The sequence below is a fragment of the Micromonospora krabiensis genome (assembly GCF_900091425.1).
Classification (GTDB): domain Bacteria; phylum Actinomycetota; class Actinomycetes; order Mycobacteriales; family Micromonosporaceae; genus Micromonospora; species Micromonospora krabiensis.
Genome location: NZ_LT598496.1, coordinates 6,127,837 through 6,149,116 on the forward strand (window position 1 = coordinate 6,127,837; position 21,280 = coordinate 6,149,116).

General features: G+C 69.2%; 13 protein-coding genes and 3 rRNA genes. 10 read left to right on the top strand and 6 right to left on the bottom strand.

Going from position 1 to position 21,280, the window contains the following annotated elements:
• Window positions 1-80: 80 nt before the first annotated feature.
• Entirely contained in the window at window positions 81-878 is a 798-nt protein-coding gene (locus GA0070620_RS28205; protein ID WP_091595846.1) for a carbon-nitrogen hydrolase family protein, read from the top strand.
• A gap of 3 nt (window positions 879-881) precedes the next feature.
• Here the strand turns inward: GA0070620_RS28205 and GA0070620_RS28210 are convergent, their stop codons facing one another.
• Window positions 882-1,103, bottom strand: a complete 222-nt coding sequence (locus GA0070620_RS28210; protein ID WP_091595848.1) for a hypothetical protein — start codon at window positions 1,101-1,103, stop codon at window positions 882-884.
• Between the two features lie 853 nt (window positions 1,104-1,956).
• Between GA0070620_RS28210 and GA0070620_RS28215 the strand changes: the two genes are divergently transcribed.
• From GA0070620_RS28215 to rrf, 3 genes are all read left to right on the top strand, one after another.
• Window positions 1,957-3,471 (top strand): 16S ribosomal RNA (locus GA0070620_RS28215).
• A gap of 377 nt (window positions 3,472-3,848) precedes the next feature.
• Window positions 3,849-6,959, top strand: a 23S ribosomal RNA gene (locus GA0070620_RS28220).
• Between the two features lie 81 nt (window positions 6,960-7,040).
• Window positions 7,041-7,157: ribosomal RNA gene (rrf, locus tag GA0070620_RS28225) — 5S ribosomal RNA — on the top strand.
• The 16S, 23S and 5S rRNA genes sit together here, the layout of an rRNA operon.
• Window positions 7,158-7,287: 130 nt before the next feature.
• On the opposite strand, the gene GA0070620_RS28230 is transcribed toward rrf, so the two are convergent.
• Window positions 7,288-7,971: a hypothetical protein gene (locus GA0070620_RS28230; RefSeq protein ID WP_091595850.1), complete on the bottom strand. Its 684-nt coding sequence runs from the start codon at window positions 7,969-7,971 to the stop codon at window positions 7,288-7,290.
• Window positions 7,972-8,040: 69 nt separating this feature from the next.
• Here GA0070620_RS28230 and GA0070620_RS28235 point away from each other — a divergent pair, with 69 nt between their 5' ends.
• The 3 genes from GA0070620_RS28235 to GA0070620_RS28245 are packed head-to-tail and all read left to right on the top strand — an operon-like array spanning window position 8,041 to window position 12,448.
• Window positions 8,041-10,659, top strand: a complete 2,619-nt coding sequence (locus tag GA0070620_RS28235; RefSeq protein ID WP_091595852.1) for a valine--tRNA ligase — start codon at window positions 8,041-8,043, stop codon at window positions 10,657-10,659.
• Window positions 10,656-11,990, top strand: a complete 1,335-nt coding sequence (locus GA0070620_RS28240) for a bifunctional folylpolyglutamate synthase/dihydrofolate synthase (RefSeq protein ID WP_091595854.1) — start codon at window positions 10,656-10,658, stop codon at window positions 11,988-11,990. Before GA0070620_RS28235 ends, GA0070620_RS28240 begins: the two co-directional genes overlap by 4 nt.
• Window positions 11,987-12,448, top strand: a complete 462-nt coding sequence (locus GA0070620_RS28245; protein ID WP_091595856.1) for a DUF4233 domain-containing protein — start codon at window positions 11,987-11,989, stop codon at window positions 12,446-12,448. Before GA0070620_RS28240 ends, GA0070620_RS28245 begins: the two co-directional genes overlap by 4 nt.
• Window positions 12,449-12,522: 74 nt before the next feature.
• Here GA0070620_RS28245 and GA0070620_RS28250 read toward each other — a convergent pair whose 3' ends face one another.
• Window positions 12,523-13,920: a VOC family protein gene (locus GA0070620_RS28250; protein WP_091595858.1), complete on the bottom strand. Its 1,398-nt coding sequence runs from the start codon at window positions 13,918-13,920 to the stop codon at window positions 12,523-12,525.
• A 143-nt stretch (window positions 13,921-14,063) separates the two neighbouring features.
• Between GA0070620_RS28250 and ndk the strand changes: the two genes are divergently transcribed.
• Window positions 14,064-14,489: a nucleoside-diphosphate kinase gene (gene ndk, locus GA0070620_RS28255; protein ID WP_091595860.1), complete on the top strand. Its 426-nt coding sequence runs from the start codon at window positions 14,064-14,066 to the stop codon at window positions 14,487-14,489.
• Window positions 14,490-14,563: 74 nt separating this feature from the next.
• On the opposite strand, the gene GA0070620_RS28260 is transcribed toward ndk, so the two are convergent.
• Window positions 14,564-15,004 (bottom strand): carboxymuconolactone decarboxylase family protein, encoded by a 441-nt coding sequence (locus GA0070620_RS28260; protein ID WP_091595862.1) that lies wholly within the window; start codon window positions 15,002-15,004, stop codon window positions 14,564-14,566.
• A 240-nt stretch (window positions 15,005-15,244) separates the two neighbouring features.
• Between GA0070620_RS28260 and GA0070620_RS28265 the strand changes: the two genes are divergently transcribed.
• Window positions 15,245-15,940 carry a lysophospholipid acyltransferase family protein gene (locus GA0070620_RS28265; RefSeq protein ID WP_091595864.1) on the top strand — a complete coding sequence of 232 codons (696 nt, stop codon included), beginning with the start codon at window positions 15,245-15,247 and terminating at the stop codon, window positions 15,938-15,940.
• 7 nt (window positions 15,941-15,947) lie between these two features.
• Here the strand turns inward: GA0070620_RS28265 and GA0070620_RS28270 are convergent, their stop codons facing one another.
• Together GA0070620_RS28270 and GA0070620_RS33830 are read right to left on the bottom strand one after the other, a co-directional pair.
• Window positions 15,948-17,420, bottom strand: a complete 1,473-nt coding sequence (locus GA0070620_RS28270; RefSeq protein WP_091595866.1) for a cryptochrome/photolyase family protein — start codon at window positions 17,418-17,420, stop codon at window positions 15,948-15,950.
• A gap of 66 nt (window positions 17,421-17,486) precedes the next feature.
• Window positions 17,487-19,061, bottom strand: coding sequence for a hypothetical protein (locus GA0070620_RS33830; RefSeq protein WP_377519919.1), 1,575 nt, complete (start codon window positions 19,059-19,061; stop codon window positions 17,487-17,489).
• 124 nt (window positions 19,062-19,185) lie between these two features.
• On the opposite strand from GA0070620_RS33830, the gene GA0070620_RS28280 reads away from it, so the two are divergent.
• Window positions 19,186-21,171 carry a TIGR03960 family B12-binding radical SAM protein gene (locus tag GA0070620_RS28280; RefSeq protein WP_091595868.1) on the top strand — a complete coding sequence of 662 codons (1,986 nt, stop codon included), beginning with the start codon at window positions 19,186-19,188 and terminating at the stop codon, window positions 21,169-21,171.
• Window positions 21,172-21,280: the final 109 nt, after the last annotated feature.

The following is a 21,280-nucleotide window of genomic DNA, read 5'->3' on the forward strand; positions in this document are numbered from 1 at the left end:
GGCATCGCCGCGCCGGGGCACGGTCGCGCCGCATCGGCTCGTCCTGTCCCGGCGACCGCTCTCCCCGTACGCTGAGAAGCATGCGCGTCGCCGTCTGCCAGCTGAACGCCCGCGATGACCGCAAGGCGAACCTCGCTGCCGCGGAGACGCTCCTGAAACGTGCCGCCGCCGGCGGCGCGGACCTCGCGGTCCTTCCGGAGTACGTCGACTACCTCGGTCCGGGCGCGGGCATGCCGGAGCCGGAGCCCGTCGACGGGGAGGTCGGGCAGTTCTTCGCCGCGACCGCCCGCCGGCTGGGGATGTGGCTCGTCGCCGGCTCGTTCCACGAGGCCGGCCCCGACCCGGAACACACCTTCAACACCTCCCTGGTCTTCGACCGCACGGGCACCCTCGCCGCCAGCTATCGCAAGATCCACCTGTACGACGTGGAGATCCCCGGCCGGGTCTCGTACCGGGAGTCGGCGACGGTGGCGCCGGGGGACCAGCCGGTGACGGTAAGCGTGGAGGGCGTCCGGGTCGGCCTGTCGATCTGCTACGACCTGCGGTTTCCCGAGCTCTACCGGCGGCTCGCCGCCGAGGGCGGCGCCCAGGTGCTCGTGGTGCCGGCCGCGTTCATGGCGCACACCGGGCGGGACCACTGGGAGGTGCTGCTGCGCGCCCGGGCGATCGAGAACCAGTGCTACGTCCTGGCCGCCGGTCAGATCGGCGACCACGAGCCGGGGCGGACCTGCTACGGCCGCAGCATGGTGGTCGACCCGTGGGGGACCGTTGTCGCCCAGATGCCGGACGGGCCCGGGGTCGCGCACGCCGACCTGGACCTGGATCGCCTGGCCACGATTCGCGCGGAGTTGCCGAGTCTGGCCAACCGGCGGCTCTGACGCTCAGCCCTGCAGCAGCACGCCCACGAGGGCGAAGCCGGCGATCGCGGCCGCGGTGACCAGCAGGGCGGTCGTCATCCGGGACCGCCCGCGACGTGCGAGCCGGCCCACCGAGAGCACGACGACGACGAGCACGAACGCGCCGATGACCAGCTGCCAGAACGGCTGGAGAAGCCCGAGCAGCGCCTCCTCGGCGACGAGTACCCCCGGCGCGTCGTCATCCATGCCAGACACTCTGGCACGCCTGGGCCCGCCGCGCTGCCGTGTGACGTGGCGGGTTTCGCCGCCCTTCGCGGTGAGCACGGTTGTCGTCCTCCTACGACGGCCCCGCCCACGAGCCGGCCCGCGCGGACGAGTGGACGGACATCAGAGCGGCTTTCGAGGGGCGCCGTGTGCCGTGGGTGGACGGACGACCGGATCTTCGGTGCGTGGAGAGCGGGTGCCGGCGCCATCCGGTGCTCGTGAATACGCCCAGCTCCCGGGCCTGCTGCCAACGGCGGGACCGCCGGCGCAAAGCCAATGATCACCGTTGATTTGCCTTCTCGGGGCTGTCCGCGTAACTTTCTCTCTGCACGCGGGAGGCCGGACAAACCGGCCGACAACGGGCGCCAGGATCGCGGCGGCGACGCTGACGAGACTGAGACGGGCGGTGCGACACGCTCCGGGGAAATCCGGGGTTGCGATCGCGAAGCCGACCGGGTAGAGTTTCGAAGCCGGCAGGAGCCGGGCGGATGGCCGCGAAGCGGCGATCGGCCGGTCTGCGGTTTCCCACGACAGCAACGACCGCCGAGCTTCGGCGTGCGTCGACGTGGGTCCGACCAACTCTGTTGATCACCTCCTCACCGAGGTTGACCACGAAGTTCGAGTCGGGTAGGTTGGAGAGGTTGCCCCGAAACGGGGTCCCGCAGTGCGGGGCCGCTGATCGGTGTGTGGTTGTTCTTTGAGAACTCAACAGGGTGCTTGATAAGCCAGTGCCAAATTTGTTTGATACCCCGGACTGGTCGGGCCTGATGGTTTCGGCTGGTTGGGATTCCTTTGGCAACACTTTTTGTTGTCGGGATTGCTGTTCGACAAGTTTTTGTTGGAGAGTTTGATCCTGGCTCAGGACGAACGCTGGCGGCGTGCTTAACACATGCAAGTCGAGCGGAAAGGCCCTTCGGGGTACTCGAGCGGCGAACGGGTGAGTAACACGTGAGCAACCTGCCCTAGGCTTTGGGATAACCCTCGGAAACGGGGGCTAATACCGGATAGGACCTTCGGACGCATGTCTGGGGGTGGAAAGTTTTTCGGCCTGGGATGGGCTCGCGGCCTATCAGCTTGTTGGTGGGGTGATGGCCTACCAAGGCGACGACGGGTAGCCGGCCTGAGAGGGCGACCGGCCACACTGGGACTGAGACACGGCCCAGACTCCTACGGGAGGCAGCAGTGGGGAATATTGCACAATGGGCGGAAGCCTGATGCAGCGACGCCGCGTGAGGGATGACGGCCTTCGGGTTGTAAACCTCTTTCAGCAGGGACGAAGCGCAAGTGACGGTACCTGCAGAAGAAGCGCCGGCCAACTACGTGCCAGCAGCCGCGGTAAGACGTAGGGCGCGAGCGTTGTCCGGATTTATTGGGCGTAAAGAGCTCGTAGGCGGCTTGTCGCGTCGACCGTGAAAACTTGGGGCTCAACCCCAAGCCTGCGGTCGATACGGGCAGGCTAGAGTTCGGTAGGGGAGACTGGAATTCCTGGTGTAGCGGTGAAATGCGCAGATATCAGGAGGAACACCGGTGGCGAAGGCGGGTCTCTGGGCCGATACTGACGCTGAGGAGCGAAAGCGTGGGGAGCGAACAGGATTAGATACCCTGGTAGTCCACGCTGTAAACGTTGGGCGCTAGGTGTGGGGGGCCTCTCCGGTTCCCTGTGCCGCAGCTAACGCATTAAGCGCCCCGCCTGGGGAGTACGGCCGCAAGGCTAAAACTCAAAGGAATTGACGGGGGCCCGCACAAGCGGCGGAGCATGCGGATTAATTCGATGCAACGCGAAGAACCTTACCTGGGTTTGACATGGCCGCAAAACCTGCAGAGATGTGGGGTCCTTCGGGGGCGGTCACAGGTGGTGCATGGCTGTCGTCAGCTCGTGTCGTGAGATGTTGGGTTAAGTCCCGCAACGAGCGCAACCCTCGTTCGATGTTGCCAGCGCGTTATGGCGGGGACTCATCGAAGACTGCCGGGGTCAACTCGGAGGAAGGTGGGGATGACGTCAAGTCATCATGCCCCTTATGTCCAGGGCTTCACGCATGCTACAATGGCCGGTACAATGGGCTGCGATACCGTGAGGTGGAGCGAATCCCAAAAAGCCGGTCTCAGTTCGGATCGGGGTCTGCAACTCGACCCCGTGAAGTCGGAGTCGCTAGTAATCGCAGATCAGCAACGCTGCGGTGAATACGTTCCCGGGCCTTGTACACACCGCCCGTCACGTCACGAAAGTCGGCAACACCCGAAGCCGGTGGCCCAACCCTTGTGGAGGGAGCCGTCGAAGGTGGGGCTGGCGATTGGGACGAAGTCGTAACAAGGTAGCCGTACCGGAAGGTGCGGCTGGATCACCTCCTTTCTAAGGAGCACCATCCGTCGAAGGACGGTATGGAGCCCGCGACCTGCGAATGTCGGGTCGGGGTGCTCATTGGCGGAGACACTGGCGAGTCTTTCCCTGGCAACGGCTGGGTTTCTTCTAGTACGGCCACCGTGTGTGGTGTGGAACGAGGTCCTGGTGCGGCTGGGGGGGGATGTAGGGCACCCTGTTGGGTCCTGAAGGAACAACCGTTGGTTGTCTTTCAGAGCCGAAGCTCGAGGCCTGTGGGTCTTGGGGTTGGTTGCCAGGCATGGCCTGGTCTTGCATACCGCCGGCGGTTGTCGGGTCGTGGTGTGGGGCTTGTGGGTTGTGGGTTGGTCGTTTGTTGAGAATTGCACAGTGGACGCGAGCATCTTTGTGGTCAAGTTGTCAAGGGCGAACGGTGGATGCCTTGGCACCAGGAGCCGATGAAGGACGTGGGAGGCCGCGATAGGCCTGGGGGAGCTGTCAACCGAGCTGTGATCCCAGGGTGTCCGAATGGGGGAACCCGGCTGGAGTCATGTCCAGTCACCCACACCTGAACACATAGGGTGTGTGGAGGGAACGCGGGGAAGTGAAACATCTCAGTACCCGTAGGAAGAGAAAACAAATAGTGATTCCGTGAGTAGTGGCGAGCGAAAGCGGATTGAGGCTAAACCGGCTGCGTGTGATACCTGTCAGGGGTTGCGTGGTCGGGGTTGTGGGACCCCGCTGAACATGCTGACACGTGTTCGAGGAGTTACAAAGCCAGTGGCTAGTTGAACAGTCTGGAAAGGCTGACCGTAGACGGTGATAGTCCGGTAGGTGAAAGCTGCTGGTCTTCTGTGGGTGTTCCCGAGTAGCGGCGGACTCCTGAAATCTGCCGTGAATCTGCCAGGACCACCTGGTAAGCCTAAATACTTCCTGGTGACCGATAGCGGACGAGTACCGTGAGGGAATGGTGAAAAGTACCCCGGGAGGGGAGTGAAATAGTACCTGAAACCGTTCGCCTACAATCCGTCGGAGCCTTGCGGGGTGACGGCGTGCCTTTTGAAGAATGAGCCTGCGAGTTAGTGGCATGTGGCGAGGTTAACCCGTGTGGGGGAGCCGTAGCGAAAGCGAGTCTGAATAGGGCGATTCAGTCGCGTGTCCTAGACCCGAAGCGGAGTGATCTAGCCATGGGCAGGCTGAAGCGCGGGTAAGACCGCGTGGAGGGCCGAACCCACCAACGTTGAAAAGTTGGGGGATGACCTGTGGTTAGGGGTGAAAGGCCAATCAAACTCCGTGATAGCTGGTTCTCCCCGAAATGCATTTAGGTGCAGCGTCGCGTGTTTCTTGCCGGAGGTAGAGCACTGGATGGTCTAGGGGGCCCACAAGCTTACCGAAATCAGCCAAACTCCGAATGCCGGTAAGTGAGAGCGCGGCAGTGAGACTGCGGGGGATAAGCTTCGTAGTCGAGAGGGAAACAGCCCAGATCACCAGCTAAGGCCCCTAAGCGTGTGCTAAGTGGAAAAGGATGTGGGGTCGCATAGACAACCAGGAGGTTGGCTTAGAAGCAGCCACCCTTTAAAGAGTGCGTAATAGCTCACTGGTCAAGTGGTTCCGCGCCGACAATGTAGCGGGGCTCAAGCACACCGCCGAAGCTGTGGCATTCACATTTCAACCTCGCTTGGACTTGATTCCTTGTGCAGGTGTGTGGATGGGTAGGGGAGCGTCGTGCCGGGGGTGAAGCAGCGGGGTGACCTAGTTGTGGACGCGGCACGAGTGAGAATGCAGGCATGAGTAGCGAAAGAAGGGTGAGAAACCCTTCCGCCGGATGACCAAGGGTTCCAGGGCCAGGCTAATCCGCCCTGGGTGAGTCGGGACCTAAGGCGAGGCCGAGAGGCGTAGTCGATGGACAACGGGTTGATATTCCCGTACCCGCGAAAGAGCGACCCTGATGAACCTCGTTGTGCTAACCACCCGAGTTGCCTGATGTCTTCGGACGGATGGTGGTGAGCGTGGGAACCTGGCGGGTAGTAGTCAAGCGATGGGGTGACGCAGGAAGGTAGCTGAGCCCGGCCGGTGGTTGTGCCGGGGTAAGCGTGTAGGCCGTGCCGTAGGCAAATCCGCGGCGCATATAGGCTGAGACGTGATGCCGAGCCGATTCAGGTGAAGTCAGTGATCCTATGCTGCCGAGAAAAGCCTCTAGCGAGTTCTTAGCGGCCCGTACCCCAAACCGACACAGGTGGTCAGGTAGAGAATACCGAGGCGATCGGGCGAACTGTGGTTAAGGAACTCGGCAAATTGCCCCCGTAACTTAGGGAGAAGGGGGGCCGGAGACGTGAAGCCCCGCGCGGGTGGAGCGTTGTATGGCCGCAGAGAGCAGGGGGAAGCGACTGTTTACTAAAAACACAGGTCCATGCGAAGAAGTAATTCGATGTATATGGACTGACGCCTGCCCGGTGCTGGAACGTTAAGGGGACCTGTTAGCTCTTTCGGGGGCGAAGCGGAGAACTTAAGCGCCAGTAAACGGCGGTGGTAACTATAACCATCCTAAGGTAGCGAAATTCCTTGTCGGGTAAGTTCCGACCTGCACGAATGGCGTAACGACTTCCCCACTGTCTCAACCACAGGCCCGGCGAAATTGCAGTACGAGTAAAGATGCTCGTTACGCGCGGCAGGACGGAAAGACCCCGGGACCTTTACTATAGCTTGACATTGGTACTCGAATTAGCTTGTGTAGGATAGGTGGGAGCCGGTGAACCATCAACGCCAGTTGGTGGGGAGGCAATCTTGAAATACCACTCTGGTTGATTTGGGTATCTAACTTCGGACCGTTATCCGGTTCAGGGACAGTGTCTGGTGGGTAGTTTAACTGGGGCGGTTGCCTCCTAAAGGGTAACGGAGGCGCCCAAAGGTTCCCTCAGCCTGGTTGGCAATCAGGTGTTGAGTGCAAGTACACAAGGGAGCTTGACTGTGAGACTGACAGGTCGAGCAGGGACGAAAGTCGGGACTAGTGATCCGGCACTTGCGTGTGGAAGCGGTGTCGCTCAACGGATAAAAGGTACCCCGGGGATAACAGGCTGATCTTCCCCAAGAGTCCATATCGACGGGATGGTTTGGCACCTCGATGTCGGCTCGTCGCATCCTGGGGCTGTAGCAGGTCCCAAGGGTTGGGCTGTTCGCCCATTAAAGCGGTACGCGAGCTGGGTTTAGAACGTCGTGAGACAGTTCGGTCCCTATCCGCCGTGCGCGTAGGATACTTGAGAAGGGCTGTCCCTAGTACGAGAGGACCGGGACGGACGAACCTCTGGTGTGCCAGTTGTCCCGCCAGGGGCACGGCTGGTTAGCTACGTTCGGAAGGGATAACCGCTGAAAGCATCTAAGCGGGAAGCTCGCTTCAAGATGAGGTATCCCACCACATTTTTGTGGGTAAGGCCCCCAGCTAGACGACTGGGTTGATAGGCCGGAGATGTAAGCCCGGTAACGGGTTCAGTCGACCGGTACTAATAGGCCGAGGACTTGACTACTAAGCTGCTACGCGTCCACTGTGCAACTCCCGACAAGCGAACAACAGACCCGGTGGGTGTTGTTTGATATGTCGATAGTGTTACGGCGGTCATGGCGGAGGGGAAACGCCCGGTTACATTCCGAACCCGGAAGCTAAGCCCTCCAGCGCCGATGGTACTGCACTCGGGAGGGTGTGGGAGAGTAGGACACCGCCGGACAATCGTTCCGTCAGGGCCATCCTCATCGAGGATGGCCCTGACGCGTTTCCACCCCAAAAACCGCGACGTCGCGCCGGCCGTCCGAGGCGAACTTGCCCGGCGCCGGCGCGTACGCCTCGATGGGCCGCGGTCAGTCGCGGGTCTGGATGCCCGCGCGGAGGTCGCGGAACAGCTTGCTGGCGTCGTCGACGCTGCGCCCGGGGAACATCGCCATTGCGACGCTGCCGTGGTCCGCCCACCCGCAGATCGCGAAGTCGCCGCCCTCGCCGCTGGTGGTCCCGCACTTCATGACGCCGCCCAGGTCGCCGGCGGGCACCTCGCGCAGCCCGTTGACCTTGCCCGTCTCGTCGGACATCAGCCCGAAGAGGCTGTCCAGGTCGCGCTCCGGCTGCCACAGCAGGGTGGTGCCGCCGAACACGAGCACCGAACGCTTGTCGTCGGCCGGGTCCCGGTAGACGGTGCCGAAGCTGCGGTCCAGCTGGATGTCGGCGGCGAAGCCGCTGCGCAGGTAGTCGGCGGTGCTGCGGGCGCGCTCGCTGTCGTCCCGGGTCAGCCCCGCCACCCGGTCGGGGCTGGCGAGCTGGGTGTCCTTCTGCTGGGCGATCCGCCACCCGGCCACCCCGAGTGTCCCCGCGCCGGCGAGGCCGATGGCGAGCGCCACCGACCAGCCGATCCGTCGCCGCCGTGACCGCGCCGACCGCTGCTCCGGGCCGCCGCCGGGCTCCCGGTTGCTCAGCTGGATCGGTTCCTCGGTCAGCTCGACGGGCTCGGGTCCGTCGTCGAGCGGACGCTCAGTGAGATGTGCGTCGGACATAGCCGACACCGTACGCGAAGGAGCGGTGGCGCACGCCAGGTCCGCGGAAGCCCTCCGTAGACTTTCAGGGTGACCGAGAGACTGGATGCCCGACGCCCCGACGCCCCGACCCTTGCCGGCCAGTACCAGCCGAGCGAGGTAGAGCAGCGACGGTATGAGCAGTGGGTAGCCGACGGCCACTTCCGGGCCGGTGCGGACAGCGAGAAGCCGCCGTTCACCATCGTCATCCCGCCGCCGAACGTGACCGGCTCCCTGCACATGGGGCACGCCCTCGACCACACCGTCCAGGACGCCCTGGTGCGGCGGAAGCGGATGCAGGGCTTCGAGGCGCTGTGGCTGCCCGGCATGGACCACGCCGGCATCGCCACCCAGAACGTCGTCGAGCGCCAGCTGGCCGCGCAGGGGCTGTCCCGGCACGACCTGGGTCGGGAGAAGTTCGTCGAGCGGGTCTGGCAGTGGAAGGCCGAGTCCGGCGGTGCCATTCTCGGCCAGATGCGCCGCCTCGGCGACTCCGTCGACTGGGAGCGCGAGCGCTTCACCATGGACGAGGGCCTGTCGCGCGCCGTCCAGACGATCTTCAAGAAGCTGTACGACGACGGTCTCATCTACCGGGCCAACCGGATCATCAACTGGTGCCCGCGCTGCCTCACGGCGCTCTCCGACATCGAGGTGGAGCACACCGACGACGACGGCGAGCTCGTCTCCATCCGCTACAGCGACGAGGTCGTGGTCGCCACCACCCGGGCCGAGACGATGCTCGGTGACACCGCGGTCGCGGTGCATCCGGACGACGAGCGCTACCGGCACCTGGTGGGCACCGAGGTCGAGGTGCCGCTGACCGGCCGGCGGATCCCGATCGTGGCCGACGCGCACGTCGACCCGTCCTTCGGCACCGGCATGGTGAAGGTGACCCCGGCGCACGACCCCAACGACTTCGAGATCGGCCAGCGGCACGACCTGCCCGCGCTGACCGTGATGGACGAGCGCGGCGTGATCACCGTGCCGGGGCCCTTCGAAGGGCTGGACCGGTTCGAGGCGCGGCCGGCGATCGTCGCCGCCCTGCGGGAGCAGGGCCGGATCGTGTCGGAGAAGCGGCCGTACGTGCACGCGGTCGGCCACTGCTCCCGCTGCCGCACGACGGTGGAGCCGCGCCTGTCCCTCCAGTGGTTCGTCAACACCACGCCGCTGGCCCAGGCGGCCGGTGACGCGGTGCGCGACGGCCGGGTGCGGATCGAGCCGGCGGAGCTGGCGAAGCGTTACTTCGCCTGGGTCGACAACATGCACGACTGGTGCATCTCCCGGCAGCTGTGGTGGGGGCACCGCATCCCGGTCTGGTACGGCCCGGACGGCGAGGTGGTGTGCGTCGGGCCGGACGAGCAGCCGCCCTCGGGTGCGGGCTGGCGCCAGGACGAGGACGTGCTGGACACCTGGTTCTCCAGCGCGCTGTGGCCGTTCTCCACGCTGGGCTGGCCGGAGCAGACCGTCGACCTCGCCAAGTTCTATCCGACCAGCGTGCTGGTCACCGGCTACGACATCCTCTTCTTCTGGGTCGCCCGGATGATGATGTTCGGCCTGTACGCGATGGACGGCCGGCCGCCGTTCGACGTGGTTGCCCTGCACGGCATGGTCCGCGACGAGCACGGCAAGAAGATGTCGAAGTCGTTCGGCAACGTGGTCGACCCGCTGGACTGGATCGACCGCTTCGGCGCGGACGCCACCCGGTTCACCCTGGCCCGCGGCGCGAACCCCGGCGGGGACGTGCCGGTCAGCGAGGAGTGGTGCCAGGGCTCCCGGAACTTCTGCAACAAGCTCTGGAACGCGACCCGCTTCGCGCTGATGAACGGCGCGCACACCGAGGGGCCGCTGCCCGCCGCCGAGCAGCTCTCCACCGTCGACCGGTGGATCCTGTCCCGGCTGCAGCACGTCGTGGCCGAGGTGGACGAGCAGTTCGAGGCGTACGAGTTCGCGAAGGTCTGCGACCTGCTCTACCACTTCGCCTGGGACGACGTCTGCGACTGGTACGTGGAGCTGACCAAGCCGGTGCTCGCCGACGGTGGGCCGGCCGCCGAGGCGACCCGGCGGGTCCTCGGTCACGTGCTGGACCAACTGCTGCGGCTGCTGCACCCGATCGTCCCGTTCGTCACCGAGGAGCTGTGGACCGCGCTCACCGGTGGCGAGACGATCATGCGGGCCGCCTGGCCGGTCACCGACCGGGGGCGCGTCGACGACGCCGCGGAGGCGGAGGTCGGCACGGTGCAGCGGGTGGTGACGGAGATCCGTCGGTTCCGCTCCGACCAGGGTCTGCGCCCCACCCAGCGGGTCGCGGCCCGGCTGGAGGGCCTGGCGGGTGCCGGCATCGCCGCGCACGAGTCGCTGATCCGCTCCCTGGTGCGGCTCGACCCGGCCGAGGACGGCTTCCAGGCGAGCGCGACGCTGGCCATGCCGGGCGAGGTGAGCGTGGCACTGGACACCCGGGGCTCGATCGACGTGGCCGCCGAACGCGCCCGCCTCACCAAGGACCGCGCGGCGGCCGAGAAGGAGGTCGCGCAGGCCCGGGCCAAGCTCGACAACCCGGCCTTCGTCGGCAAGGCGCCCGAGGCCGTCGTGGGCAAGATCCGGGACCGGCTGGCCGTCGCCGAGGCGGATCTGGTCCGGATCGACGCCGCACTGGAGGCGCTGCCCTCGTGAGCGATCAGAGCACCTTCGCCGAGGTCGAGGCCGAGCTGGCCGAGCGGGGCTTCACCCGCATGGTTTTCGAGCTGGACCGCATCGAGTCACTGCTGGACCTGCTCGGCAGCCCGCAGCGCGCGTACCCGTCGATCCACCTGACCGGCACCAACGGCAAGACGTCGACGGCCCGGATGATCGACTCGCTGTTGCGCGCGTTCGGGCTGCAAACCGGCCGCTACACCAGCCCGCACCTGGAGACCGTCCGGGAGCGGATCAGCCTGGACGGTGAGCCGGTCAGCGAGGAGCGGTTCGTCGCCACCTACCGCGAGGTCGCCCCGCTGGCCCGGCTCGTCGACGAACGGTCGACCGAGCCGTTGACGTACTTCGACATGACCACGGCGCTGGCGTTCGCCACGTTCGCCGACGCGCCGGTCGACGTGGCGGTGGTCGAAGTGGGGCTCGGCGGCGCCGAGGACTCCACGAACGTCCTCCAGGCCGGGGTCGCGGTGATCACCCCGATCGGGCTGGACCACACCGAATGGCTCGGCGACACGATCGAGGACATCGCCCTGCACAAGGCGGGGATCATCCACCCCGGGGCGACGGTCATCTCGGCGGCGCAGGAGGAGGAGGCGGCCCGCCCGATCCTGGAGCGCTGCGCCGAGGTGGGTGCCACCGTGGCCCGCGAGGGCTCGGAGTTCGGCGTGCTGCGCCGGGCGGTCGCGGTCGGCGGGCAGGTGCTCACCCTGCAGGGACTCGGCGGCGTGTACGAGGAGGTCTTCATCCCGCTGCACGGCGCCCACCAGGCGCAGAACGCGGCCGTGGCGCTCGCCGCGGTCGAGGCGTTCCTCGGTGCCGGTGCCCGCCGGCAGCTCGACGTGGAGGCCGTCCGGGAGGGCTTCGCGACGGCCAGCTCGCCGGGCCGGCTGGAGCGGGTGCGCACCGCGCCGACCATCCTGCTCGACGGCGCCCACAACCCGCACGGGATGACCGCGACGGTCACCGCGCTGCAGGAGGAGTTCGCGTTCAGCAAGCTGGTGGCGGTCGTCGGCGTGCTCGGCGACAAGGACGCGCCGGCGCTGCTGGAGCTGCTGGAGCCGGTGGTCGACCAGGTGGTCGTCACCCAGAACAGTTCGCCCCGGGCGATGCCGGCGCGTGAACTGGCCGCCCTGGCCGCCGAGGTGTTCGGCCCGGAGCGGGTGGAGGTGGCCGAGGAGATGCCGGACGCGATCGAGACCGCCGTGGCGCTGGCCGAGGAGGACGTCCCCGGCGAGCTGAGCGGGGTGGGTGTCGTGATCACGGGGTCGGTGGTGACCGTGGCCGACGCCCGCCGGCTGCTCAAGCGATGACCACGCCGGAGCGGCCCACGCCGGAGCAGCCCGCGTCGGGGTCGACGCTCGGCGCCGGGCCGGAGCAGCCGCCGTCGGCGTCCGGGCCGGAGCCCGGCGGAAACCCGTCGGAGCCGCCGCGGCGGTCCGGGCTGCGCGACCCGGACCGGGCCGTACGCGGCCTCGGCGCCGGCACGCTCGCCATCGAGGCGCTCGTCCTGCTGCTGGCCATCCAGCCGATCCGGGTGGTCGGTGGTGATCTGAGCGGCACGGCGATCGGCGTGGTGGTGGCGCTCGCGGTGGCGGCGGTGGTGCTGGCCGGCATGATGCGGCGGTCGTGGACCTGGCACGCGGGCACCGTCCTGCAGGGGTTGCTGATCCTCGCCGGCCTGCTGCACTGGTCGCTGTTCGTGCTCGGCGTCATCTTCGCCCTGGTCTGGGGGTACGCGCTGCACGTCCGCCGGGTCATCCTCGGCTGACCCGGCGACGTCGGCCGGACGGCGTTGGCCGCCGGCGGGGCCGGCCGCACCGGCGAAGGGGCGCGACGGTTGGGTCAGGCCTCGGCGCGTTCCCGCCACTGGGTCAGCGCGACACCGTGGCCGTCCGGGTCCCGGAACGCCGCGGCCCAGCCCTCCAGTCGGGTGCCCTGGTTGAGGAGCCGGGGCTCCGACGTGAAGCGGATGCCCGCCGCGCGGAGCCGCCGATACGCCGCGTGGATGTCGTCCACCTCGAGGTTGACGTGGACCGCGCGGCGCTTCACCTGCCCGGCCGCGGCGTCCTGCTGGAGCAGCAGCTTGATCGTGCCGGAGGTGAGCACGGCGGTGCGGTCGTCCGCGTCGAGCTCGGTGAAGCCGAGGACGTCCCGATAGAACGCGAGGGAGCGGCCCAGGTCGGCGACCTGGAGGGTCAGGCCGAGGCCGCTGATCGGCGCTCCCGTTCCAGTCGGCTCGTCCGACGTGGTCTCGGACCCGTAGCCGAAGACGACCTCGTCCAGCTGCTCCGGCGTCGGGGTCGCGGCCTGGGACGGTCGGGCGGCCGGCGTGGGGTCGTCCAGCGGCAGGTCGAGTGGGTCGAGCGGGTCGAGCGGCGCGGACCGGGCGGTGCCGGGGCCGCCGGCGGTGCCGGGGGTGTCGGGGCTGCCGGGGGTGCCGGCTCGGCTCGGGCCGTCGGTGGGCGCCGGCTCGTCCGGTAGGACGGTCGAGCCGTACCGCTCCTGCTCCTCGACCGGCGGGCGCGGGGCCGGAGTGGCCCGGTGCGGCAGGGGATTCGCCGGGGCGTCGACCACCGTGCCCTCCAACACCACACCGGTGCCCGGGCGCGGGTGCTGGACCACCAGCGGCTCGTGCTCGTCGGGCGGGCCGGTCGGATCGTCGCGCAGCGGGTCGCCGAGCGGGTCGCGGAAGTCGTCGTCGACCGACCGTCCGGCCCACGGCGGGGCGTCCTGCGCGATCAGCACCTCCTCGACGGGCTCCGGGCCGGCGTACTCGGGGGGCAGGTCGGCGGCCACCGCGGCGGCGCTCTCGGCGTGCGTGGGGACCTCGTCCCAGAGCACCCGCACGTGCCGCTGGTCGTCCAGGGCGACACGGATCGGCAGCGTCTGTCCGAGCGACGGCCACTTGGAGACCGGCACCCGCGGCTCGATGATCTTCTTGCTCCGGGGCGGCAGCCCCGGGGCGTCGATGACGAGCTGCAGCTCGCAGCGGCCGAAGGCGTACTGGGTGGGTGGCTCGGACGCGCTGTGCACGTGCCCCTCGCCGATCACCCAGGTGCGCCCCCCGCCCCGCACGGTGCCCAGCGCGATCGCCAGCACCAGCAGGGCGACACCGAGCGCGACGATCGCCCAGCTGGTCATGCCCAGGCCGAAGAGGATCACGAAGGTCGCCACGGTGCCGAGCACCGCCGCGATCAGCTTGCGTACCGGCGCGATGGGTCGGCTCCCGCCATTCGCCACAGTGGACCTCCCGGGGGTCAAGGGCCAGGCTAGGCCGCGGCGGCCACCGGGGGAAAGGCCAGCCGCCGCGCCGGCGCCGGGACCGGGTCGCTAGGCTGACCGTACCCAGCCGAGCCGTCTTCCGTGCACAGGAGGAACCCAGCGTGTCCAGCCCCAACCCCGACGAGCGCACCCTCGTACTGATCAAGCCGGACGCGGTGCGCCGCGGGCTGGTCGGCGAGGTTCTCTCCCGCTTCGAGCGCAAGGGGCTGCGGATCGAGGCCATGGTGACCCGGACGATGGACGCCGCGCTGGCCGACGAGCACTACGCCGAGCACGTGGACAAGCCGTTCTACCCGCCGCTGAAGGCCTTCATGACCGGCGGGCCGCTGGTCGCCCTGGTGCTCTCCGGCGATCAGGCCATCGAGGTCGTCCGGGCGCTGGTCGGCGCCACCGACGGCCGCCGGGCCGCGGCCGGCACGATCCGTGGTGACCTCTCCCTGTCCAACCGGGAGAACCTGGTGCACGCGTCGGACTCGCCGGACAGCGCGAAGCGCGAGATCGGGCTCTGGTTCCCCGAGCTGGGCTGACCCGCGGCCGACCGGAACGACACCGGCCGGTGCGCGATCCGCGCACCGGCCGTTCCCGTCGCCGTGGTGGCTGCTCAGGCCTCCGTCGGCGGTTGTGTCCGCGTGGTCACGGCGATCCGGTTCCACACGTTGATCGTCGCGATGGCCATCACCAGGTCGGCCAGTTCCTTCTCCGACCACTGCTTCGCGGCGGCGTCCCAGACCTCGTCCGGCACCCCGTGCTCGCCGAGCCGGGTGACCGCGTCGGTCAGCGCCAGTGTGGTGCGCTCCCGCTCGTCGAAGAACGGCGCCTCCCGCCAGGCCGCGACGGCGAACAGCCGCCGGCTCGACTCTCCCGCGCGCAGGGCGTCGCTGCTGTGCATGTCGACGCAGAACGCGCAGCCGTTCAGCATCGAGGCCCGCAGCCTCACCAGCTCCAGGATCGTGTGGTCGACGTTCGCCCGGACGTACTTCTCCAGGCCCAGGACCGCCTGGTACGCCCCCGGCGCCACCTCGGCCGCGTTCATCCGCTGCATGTGAACCCTCCCTGATCGGTGTGACACCCCTGGGACGGTGTGGCCGGTACGGGTCGTGACGGGTCCCGGCTGTGACTCCGGTCATGGCCGGCGGTCGCCCCGGGCCGCCCGGTCGGATCGGCAGCTCGATCCACCGGCCAGTCCGTGTGGGAAGGCCCGGTCCCGGGCACTCCTGTGAGCAAAGGTGGCCGCGTCGGCTACGGTGACACCGCCCGCTCTCACACCACCGCCGGAGGACCAGTGCCGCTGCTCTACACCATCGGCAAGCTCACCGTGGCGCCCGCGATGCGGCTGGCGTTCCGGCCGACCGTGGAGGGGCTGGAGCACGTGCCGGCGACCGGTGGCGCGATCCTCGCCGGCAACCACCTCTCGGTGGCGGACGAACTGTTCGTCGGCACGGTGGTGCCGCGGCATCTCGCCTTCTGGGCCAAGTCCGAGTACTTCAAGGGCACCGGCCTCAAGGGGGCGTTCTCGAAGTTCGTCCTCACCGGGCTCGGGGCGATCCCCGTCGAGCGCGCCGGCGGGCGGGCCGCCCTGACCGCGTTCGACGCGGCCATCCCGGCGCTCAAGGGCGGCGACCTGGTGGTCGTCTACCCGGAGGGCACCCGGTCGCCCGACGGGCGGCTCTACCGTGGTCGCACCGGCGCGGTCCGGCTGGCCGTCTCCGCCGGAGTGCCGATCATCCCGGTCGGCATGATCGGGACCGAGAAGGTGCAGCCGATCGGCGCGCGCGTCCCTCGGCCCGGCACCGGGAAGGTCACGATCCGGTTCGGCAAGCCGCTGGACTTCACCGGGCGGCCGGACGACCGCACTTCGCTGCGGGCGATGACCGACGAGATGATGAGCGAGATCCAGAAGCTCACCGGCCAGGAGTACGTGGCGCGGTACGCGCCGCCGCGCGCCCACCCGGACCCGATCCGCGAGGGCCCGGCCTGACCCGGCGTCAGGGCGGGCCGGCTCCGCGCCGCTTCTCCTGGTCGAGCACCGCGTCCACGTCCGTCAGCCGGTCCAGTTGGGCCATCTGCCGGGCCATCCGGGCGTTGGTCGGTATCCGGTCCCGGTTGCGGGCGAGGAACGCCCAGTACCCGGCGGTGTAGGGGCAGCCCTTCTCACCGAGGCGCTGCTTCGGGTCGTACCGGCAGCCGCCGCAGTAGTCGCTCATCCGGTTGATGTACGACCCGCCGGCGACGTACGGCTTCGTGGTCATCCGGCCCAGGTCGGCGTACTGGCTCATGCCGACCACGTTCACCGTCATCACCCAGGCGTACCCGTCCACGAAGCTGCGGTGGAAGAAGTCCACCATCTCCGCGGGCCGCCAGCCCCGCTGCAGGGCGTAGTTGCCGAGCACCATGAGCCGGGGGATGTGGTGCACCCAGCCGTGGTCGCGCAGGTCGGCCATGACGTCGGAGAGGCAGTGCGCCTGGACCGCGTCGGCGTCGAGGTCGTGGAACCAGTCGGGCACCGACCGGCGGGCGGCCAGCCGGTTGGTGCCCGCGTAGCCGGGTTCGAAGTACCAGTACAGGTTCCACACGAAGTCCCGCCAGCCGATGATCTGCCGGATGAACCCCTCCACGCTGGGCAGCGGCGCGCCCTGCTTGCGGTACGCCTGCTCGGCGCCCCGGACCGCCTCCCTCGGGTCGAGCAGACCGAGGTTGAACGACGACGAGAGCAGGCTGTGCGCCATCCACGGGTCGGTGGAGAGCATCGCGTCCTCGTACGGGCCGAAGTGCGCGAGCCGGTGGCGCAGGAAGTGCCGCAGCCGAGCGGTGGCCTCCCGCGTCGTCGCCGGGAAGCGACGGGGACCGTCCCGGCCGACGAACCGGACACCCTCGCGCTCCCACCGGTCGAGGTCCGCCCGGACCTCGGCGTCGATGTCGTCCTCCTTCGGCATCGGTGGCGGAGGTACGGCGAGCCGCTCCGTGTCCTTCGGCGGCGGCTCCCGGTTCTCCGGGTCCAGGCTCCACCGGCCGCCGACCGGCTCGTCCCCCTCGACGAGCACCCCGTGGTGCTGCCGGGCGAAGCGGTAGAACGCCTCCATCCGGAGCGCGCCCCGGCGACCGTCGGCCCATTCGGCGAAGTCGGCGATGGCGGTGACGAAGCCGCGAGGCGGCAGCACGGTGACCCCGTCGAGCCCGCGGACGAAGCGCAGCGCCGCCCGGGAGGTCGGATGGCACACCTCGAGGGGCTCGCGGACCTTTCGCAGCGCCTCGCGGTAGGTCTCGGCCCGCAGGTAGATCGCCTGGTCGCCCAGTTCCGCCGCGCGGTGCCGCAGGGCCGACAGGACCAGGTGAGCCTTCTGCCGGTGGAAGGCGCGACGCCGGAAGACCGCCTTCGACTCGATCAGCAGCACCGGTTGGCGGCGGTCGTCGAGGAAGTGCGGCCCCAGCTGATCGGCGAACAGCCAACGCCGCGACATGCCCCTATTGTCACTTGTGCGGGGGCTTATCCCCGGCTTGAAGGTGAATTCGAGAACTGTGTCGTCTCAGTTTCGGTCCGGAACGACGATCTGTCCGCGCAGGTCGTCGAGGAGCGCGGCACTGTCGGCCACGTCCAGCCGGGTGAAGACGCCGGTCGCGATGCTGCCGTGGTCGACCGAGGTGCAGACCACCACGCCGGTCCCGTCGGTACGGCCGACCGCGCAGCGCGCGTACCGGCCGCGGACACCGGTGTCGACCGTCTCGACCGATTCGAGCCGGTACCGCTCGGTGAGCCGGGCGATCTCGGCGTCCGCGTCCGCCTCGGGAGTCAGCCGGAAGCCCGTCCCGCCGAAGACCGTGACCCGCTTTCCGTCGGCGGTGGCGTACACACCGGCGAACGTGTCCTCCGCCAGCCAGTGCGCCTTGCGGACCTCGGTCTCCAACTGCCGGGCGGCCTGCGTGCTGCTGCCGTCCTCGCGCAGCGCCAGGTCGTTCACCTGGGCGGGGAGGCTGGCGTTGGCCGGGTACTGCGTCCAGATCGGCATGCCGTAGTAGGCGGGGCACCCGCAGCAGCAGGCCAGCGTGAGCAGCAGCAGCCACGGCCAACGGCGACGTCTGCGGACGGGAACCGGCACGTACCCCCGGGGCGCCTGCCAACCGGGCGGCGGCGTGACGGGCGGCGGCGCGGACCGGCGCTTCGAGCGCCGCTGCTTCGGCGGTGCCGGCGGCGGCGCGGGCGGCGCCGGACGGGCCGTGACCGGCGGGCGGGCAACCGAGAACGGTGAGCCGGGCGGTGGGGCCACGGGCCGGGCGGGTGACACCGGGGCCGGCGGCGGGTGCGCGGCCGGGGGCGGTGACATCGGGTACGGCGGCGTGGCCCGGGGCGGCGCCGAATGCGGCGGCATCGCGTGCGGTGGCGGGACCGGCGCGGCGGCGGCCGGCCCCGGATGGGGGTGCGTGGGTGGCGGCGACGGATAGGGCAGCGTCGGCGGCAGCGGTGGCAACTCGGCCGAGGGCAGCTCCCAGCCGCCGGTGTCCGCGCCCGCCCACGGGTCGACGGGCACCCGGTGCTCCGGGAGCTCCGGCGCCGCGGGTGGTGGTGGCGTCGGCTCGGCCGACTCGCCCCAGGCGCGCTTGCGGACCGGCGGTGGCGGGACGGCGGCGGAGCCGCTCCAGCGCGGTGGTGTCGGATCGCTCGCCGCCTCGACGGCGGGCATCCGGCGTGTGCCGGACGGCCCCGGCGCGGACTCGGTCGGCTCCGCGCGCGTGCGGTGCGGCCCCGTGGGCGCCTCCGGCTCGGCGGGGGCGGAGGGCGCGTCGGGCAGCCGGCGCGTGCCGTCGTCGGTGGCCTCGGCCTCCGGGGCGGACCCGGGGTGCGGCGCGGCCTGTGCATCCGACGCGGCCTCGGCTTGCGGTGCTGCGGCGGCCTCCGGCGCGGACTCGGGCTGCGGTGGCGACCCGGTCTCCGGCCCGCGCTCCGTCTGTGGCGCGGACGGGTCCGCCGGGCCCGGGCGGGAGACGCTCTCCGACGGTGCGGGGGAGGAGGCGGTGTCTCCGGCGGCGGTCGGTTCATGGTCCGACCCGGCACCCGGGGTGTTCCCGTCGGCCGGCCGGTGTGCCTCCGGCGGCGGCTCCGACATCGCGGCAATCTCCTCTCGCGCCGGTCCGAGGTTAGTACCGTCTCGCCACCCACCGGGACCCGCCCGGCGCCCGGCGGCGTTCCCGGGAGGTCGGCCGCCGGGCGGGCGCGTACCCTTGGGCATCATGAGCGTTCCGTCCACCACTTCGCGCCCCGTCGCGGCCAACTCCGTCTGGCCCCGCCTGGAGCCGCTGCTTCCCCAGGTGACAAAGCCCATCCAGTACGTGGGTGGCGAACTGGGTGCCGTGGTCAAGGACTGGGACGCGGCGACCGTGCGCTGGGCGTTGATGTACCCGGACGCGTACGAGGTCGGCCTGCCCAACCAGGGCGTCCAGATCCTCTACGAGGTGCTCAACGAGCTGCCCGACGTGCTCGCCGAGCGGACGTACGCGGTCTGGCCGGACCTGGAGAAGCTGATGCGCGCCCACGGCGTGCCGCAGTTCACCGTCGACGCCCACCGTCCGGTGCGCGACTTCGACGTGTTCGGCGTCTCGTTCTCCACCGAGCTGGGCTACACGAACCTGCTCAACGCCATCAGCCTGGCCGGCATCCCGCTGCTCGCGGCCGACCGGACGGACGCCGACCCGGTGATCCTGGCCGGCGGGCACGCCGCGTTCAACCCGGAGCCGATCGCCGACTTCATCGACGCCGCCGTGCTCGGCGACGGCGAGGAGGCGGTCCTGGAGATCACCGCGATCGTCCGGGAGTGGAAGGCGGAGGGCTCGCCGGGCGGCCGGGACGAGCTGCTGCTGCGGCTGGCCCGCACCGAGAGCGTCTACGTGCCGCGCTTCTACGACGTGGACTACCTGCCGGACGGCCGGATCCAGCGGGTCGTGCCCAACCGGGCGGACGTGCCGTTCCGGGTGCACAAGCGCACGACGATGGACCTGGACGCCTGGCCCTACCCGAAGAAGCCCCTCGTCCCGCTGGCCGAGACGGTCCACGAGCGGTACGCGGTGGAGATCTTCCGTGGCTGCACGCGCGGGTGCCGGTTCTGCCAGGCCGGCATGATCACGCGTCCGGTGCGGGAGCGCTCGATCACGACCGTGGGCCAGATGGTGCAGCAGGGCCTGGAGTTCTCCGGCTTCCACGAGGTCGGGCTGCTCTCGCTCTCCTCCGCCGACCACTCCGAGATCGGTGACATGTGCTCGGGCCTGGCCCAGCAGTACGAGGGCACCAACGTCTCGCTGTCGCTGCCCTCGACCCGCGTGGACGCCTTCAACATCGACCTGGCGCAGGAGCTGTCCCGCAACGGGCGGCGCACCGGCCTGACCTTCGCCCCGGAGGGCGGGTCGGAGCGGATCCGCAAGGTCATCAACAAGATGGTGTCGAAGGACGACCTGATCCGTACGGTCGTCACCGCCTACACCAACGGCTGGCGGCAGGTGAAGCTGTACTTCATGTGCGGCCTGCCCACCGAGACCGACGACGACGTCCTCGAGATCGCGGACATGGCGCACGAGGTCATCCGGGCCGGCCGGGCCGCCACCGGGTCGAAGGACATCCGGTGCACGGTCTCCATCGGCGGGTTCGTGCCGAAGCCGCACACCCCGTTCCAGTGGGCGGCCATGGAGCGGCCCGAGGTGATCGACGCCCGGTTGAAGCTGCTCAAGCAGGCGATCAACGCGGACCGGTCGCTGGGCCGGGCGATCGGCTTCCGCTACCACGACGGTGAGCCGTCGCTCATCGAGGGCCTGCTGAGCCGCGGTGACCGCCGGGTGGGCGCGGTGATCCGCAAGGTGTGGGAGAACGGCGGGCGCTTCGACGGCTGGAGCGAGCACTTCTCCTACCAGCGCTGGGTGGAGGCCGCCGACGAGGTGCTGCCCGCGTTCGGCGTGGACCTCGACTGGTACACCACCCGGGAGCGGGACGAGCTCGAGGTGCTGCCCTGGGACCACCTGGACTCCGGGCTCGACAAGGACTGGCTCTGGCAGGACTGGCAGGACTCCCTCTCCGAGTACGAGCAGGACGACTGCCGGTGGACCCCGTGCTTCGACTGCGGCGTCTGCCCCGCCATGGACACCGAGATCCAGATCGGCCCGACCGGCAAGAAGCTGCTCCCGCTCACCCCGGTCAACGGCGGCGGCCTGCGGGTTCCGTCCGCGACCTGAGGCCGACGACCCTCGGCTCTGGGTGCGTCGCCGAGCGCCGCGTCCGCTACCGTGTCCGACGTCGGCGCGTGCCCGGCGCCGACAGCCCTCTGCGGTCGCGCGCCGTGAC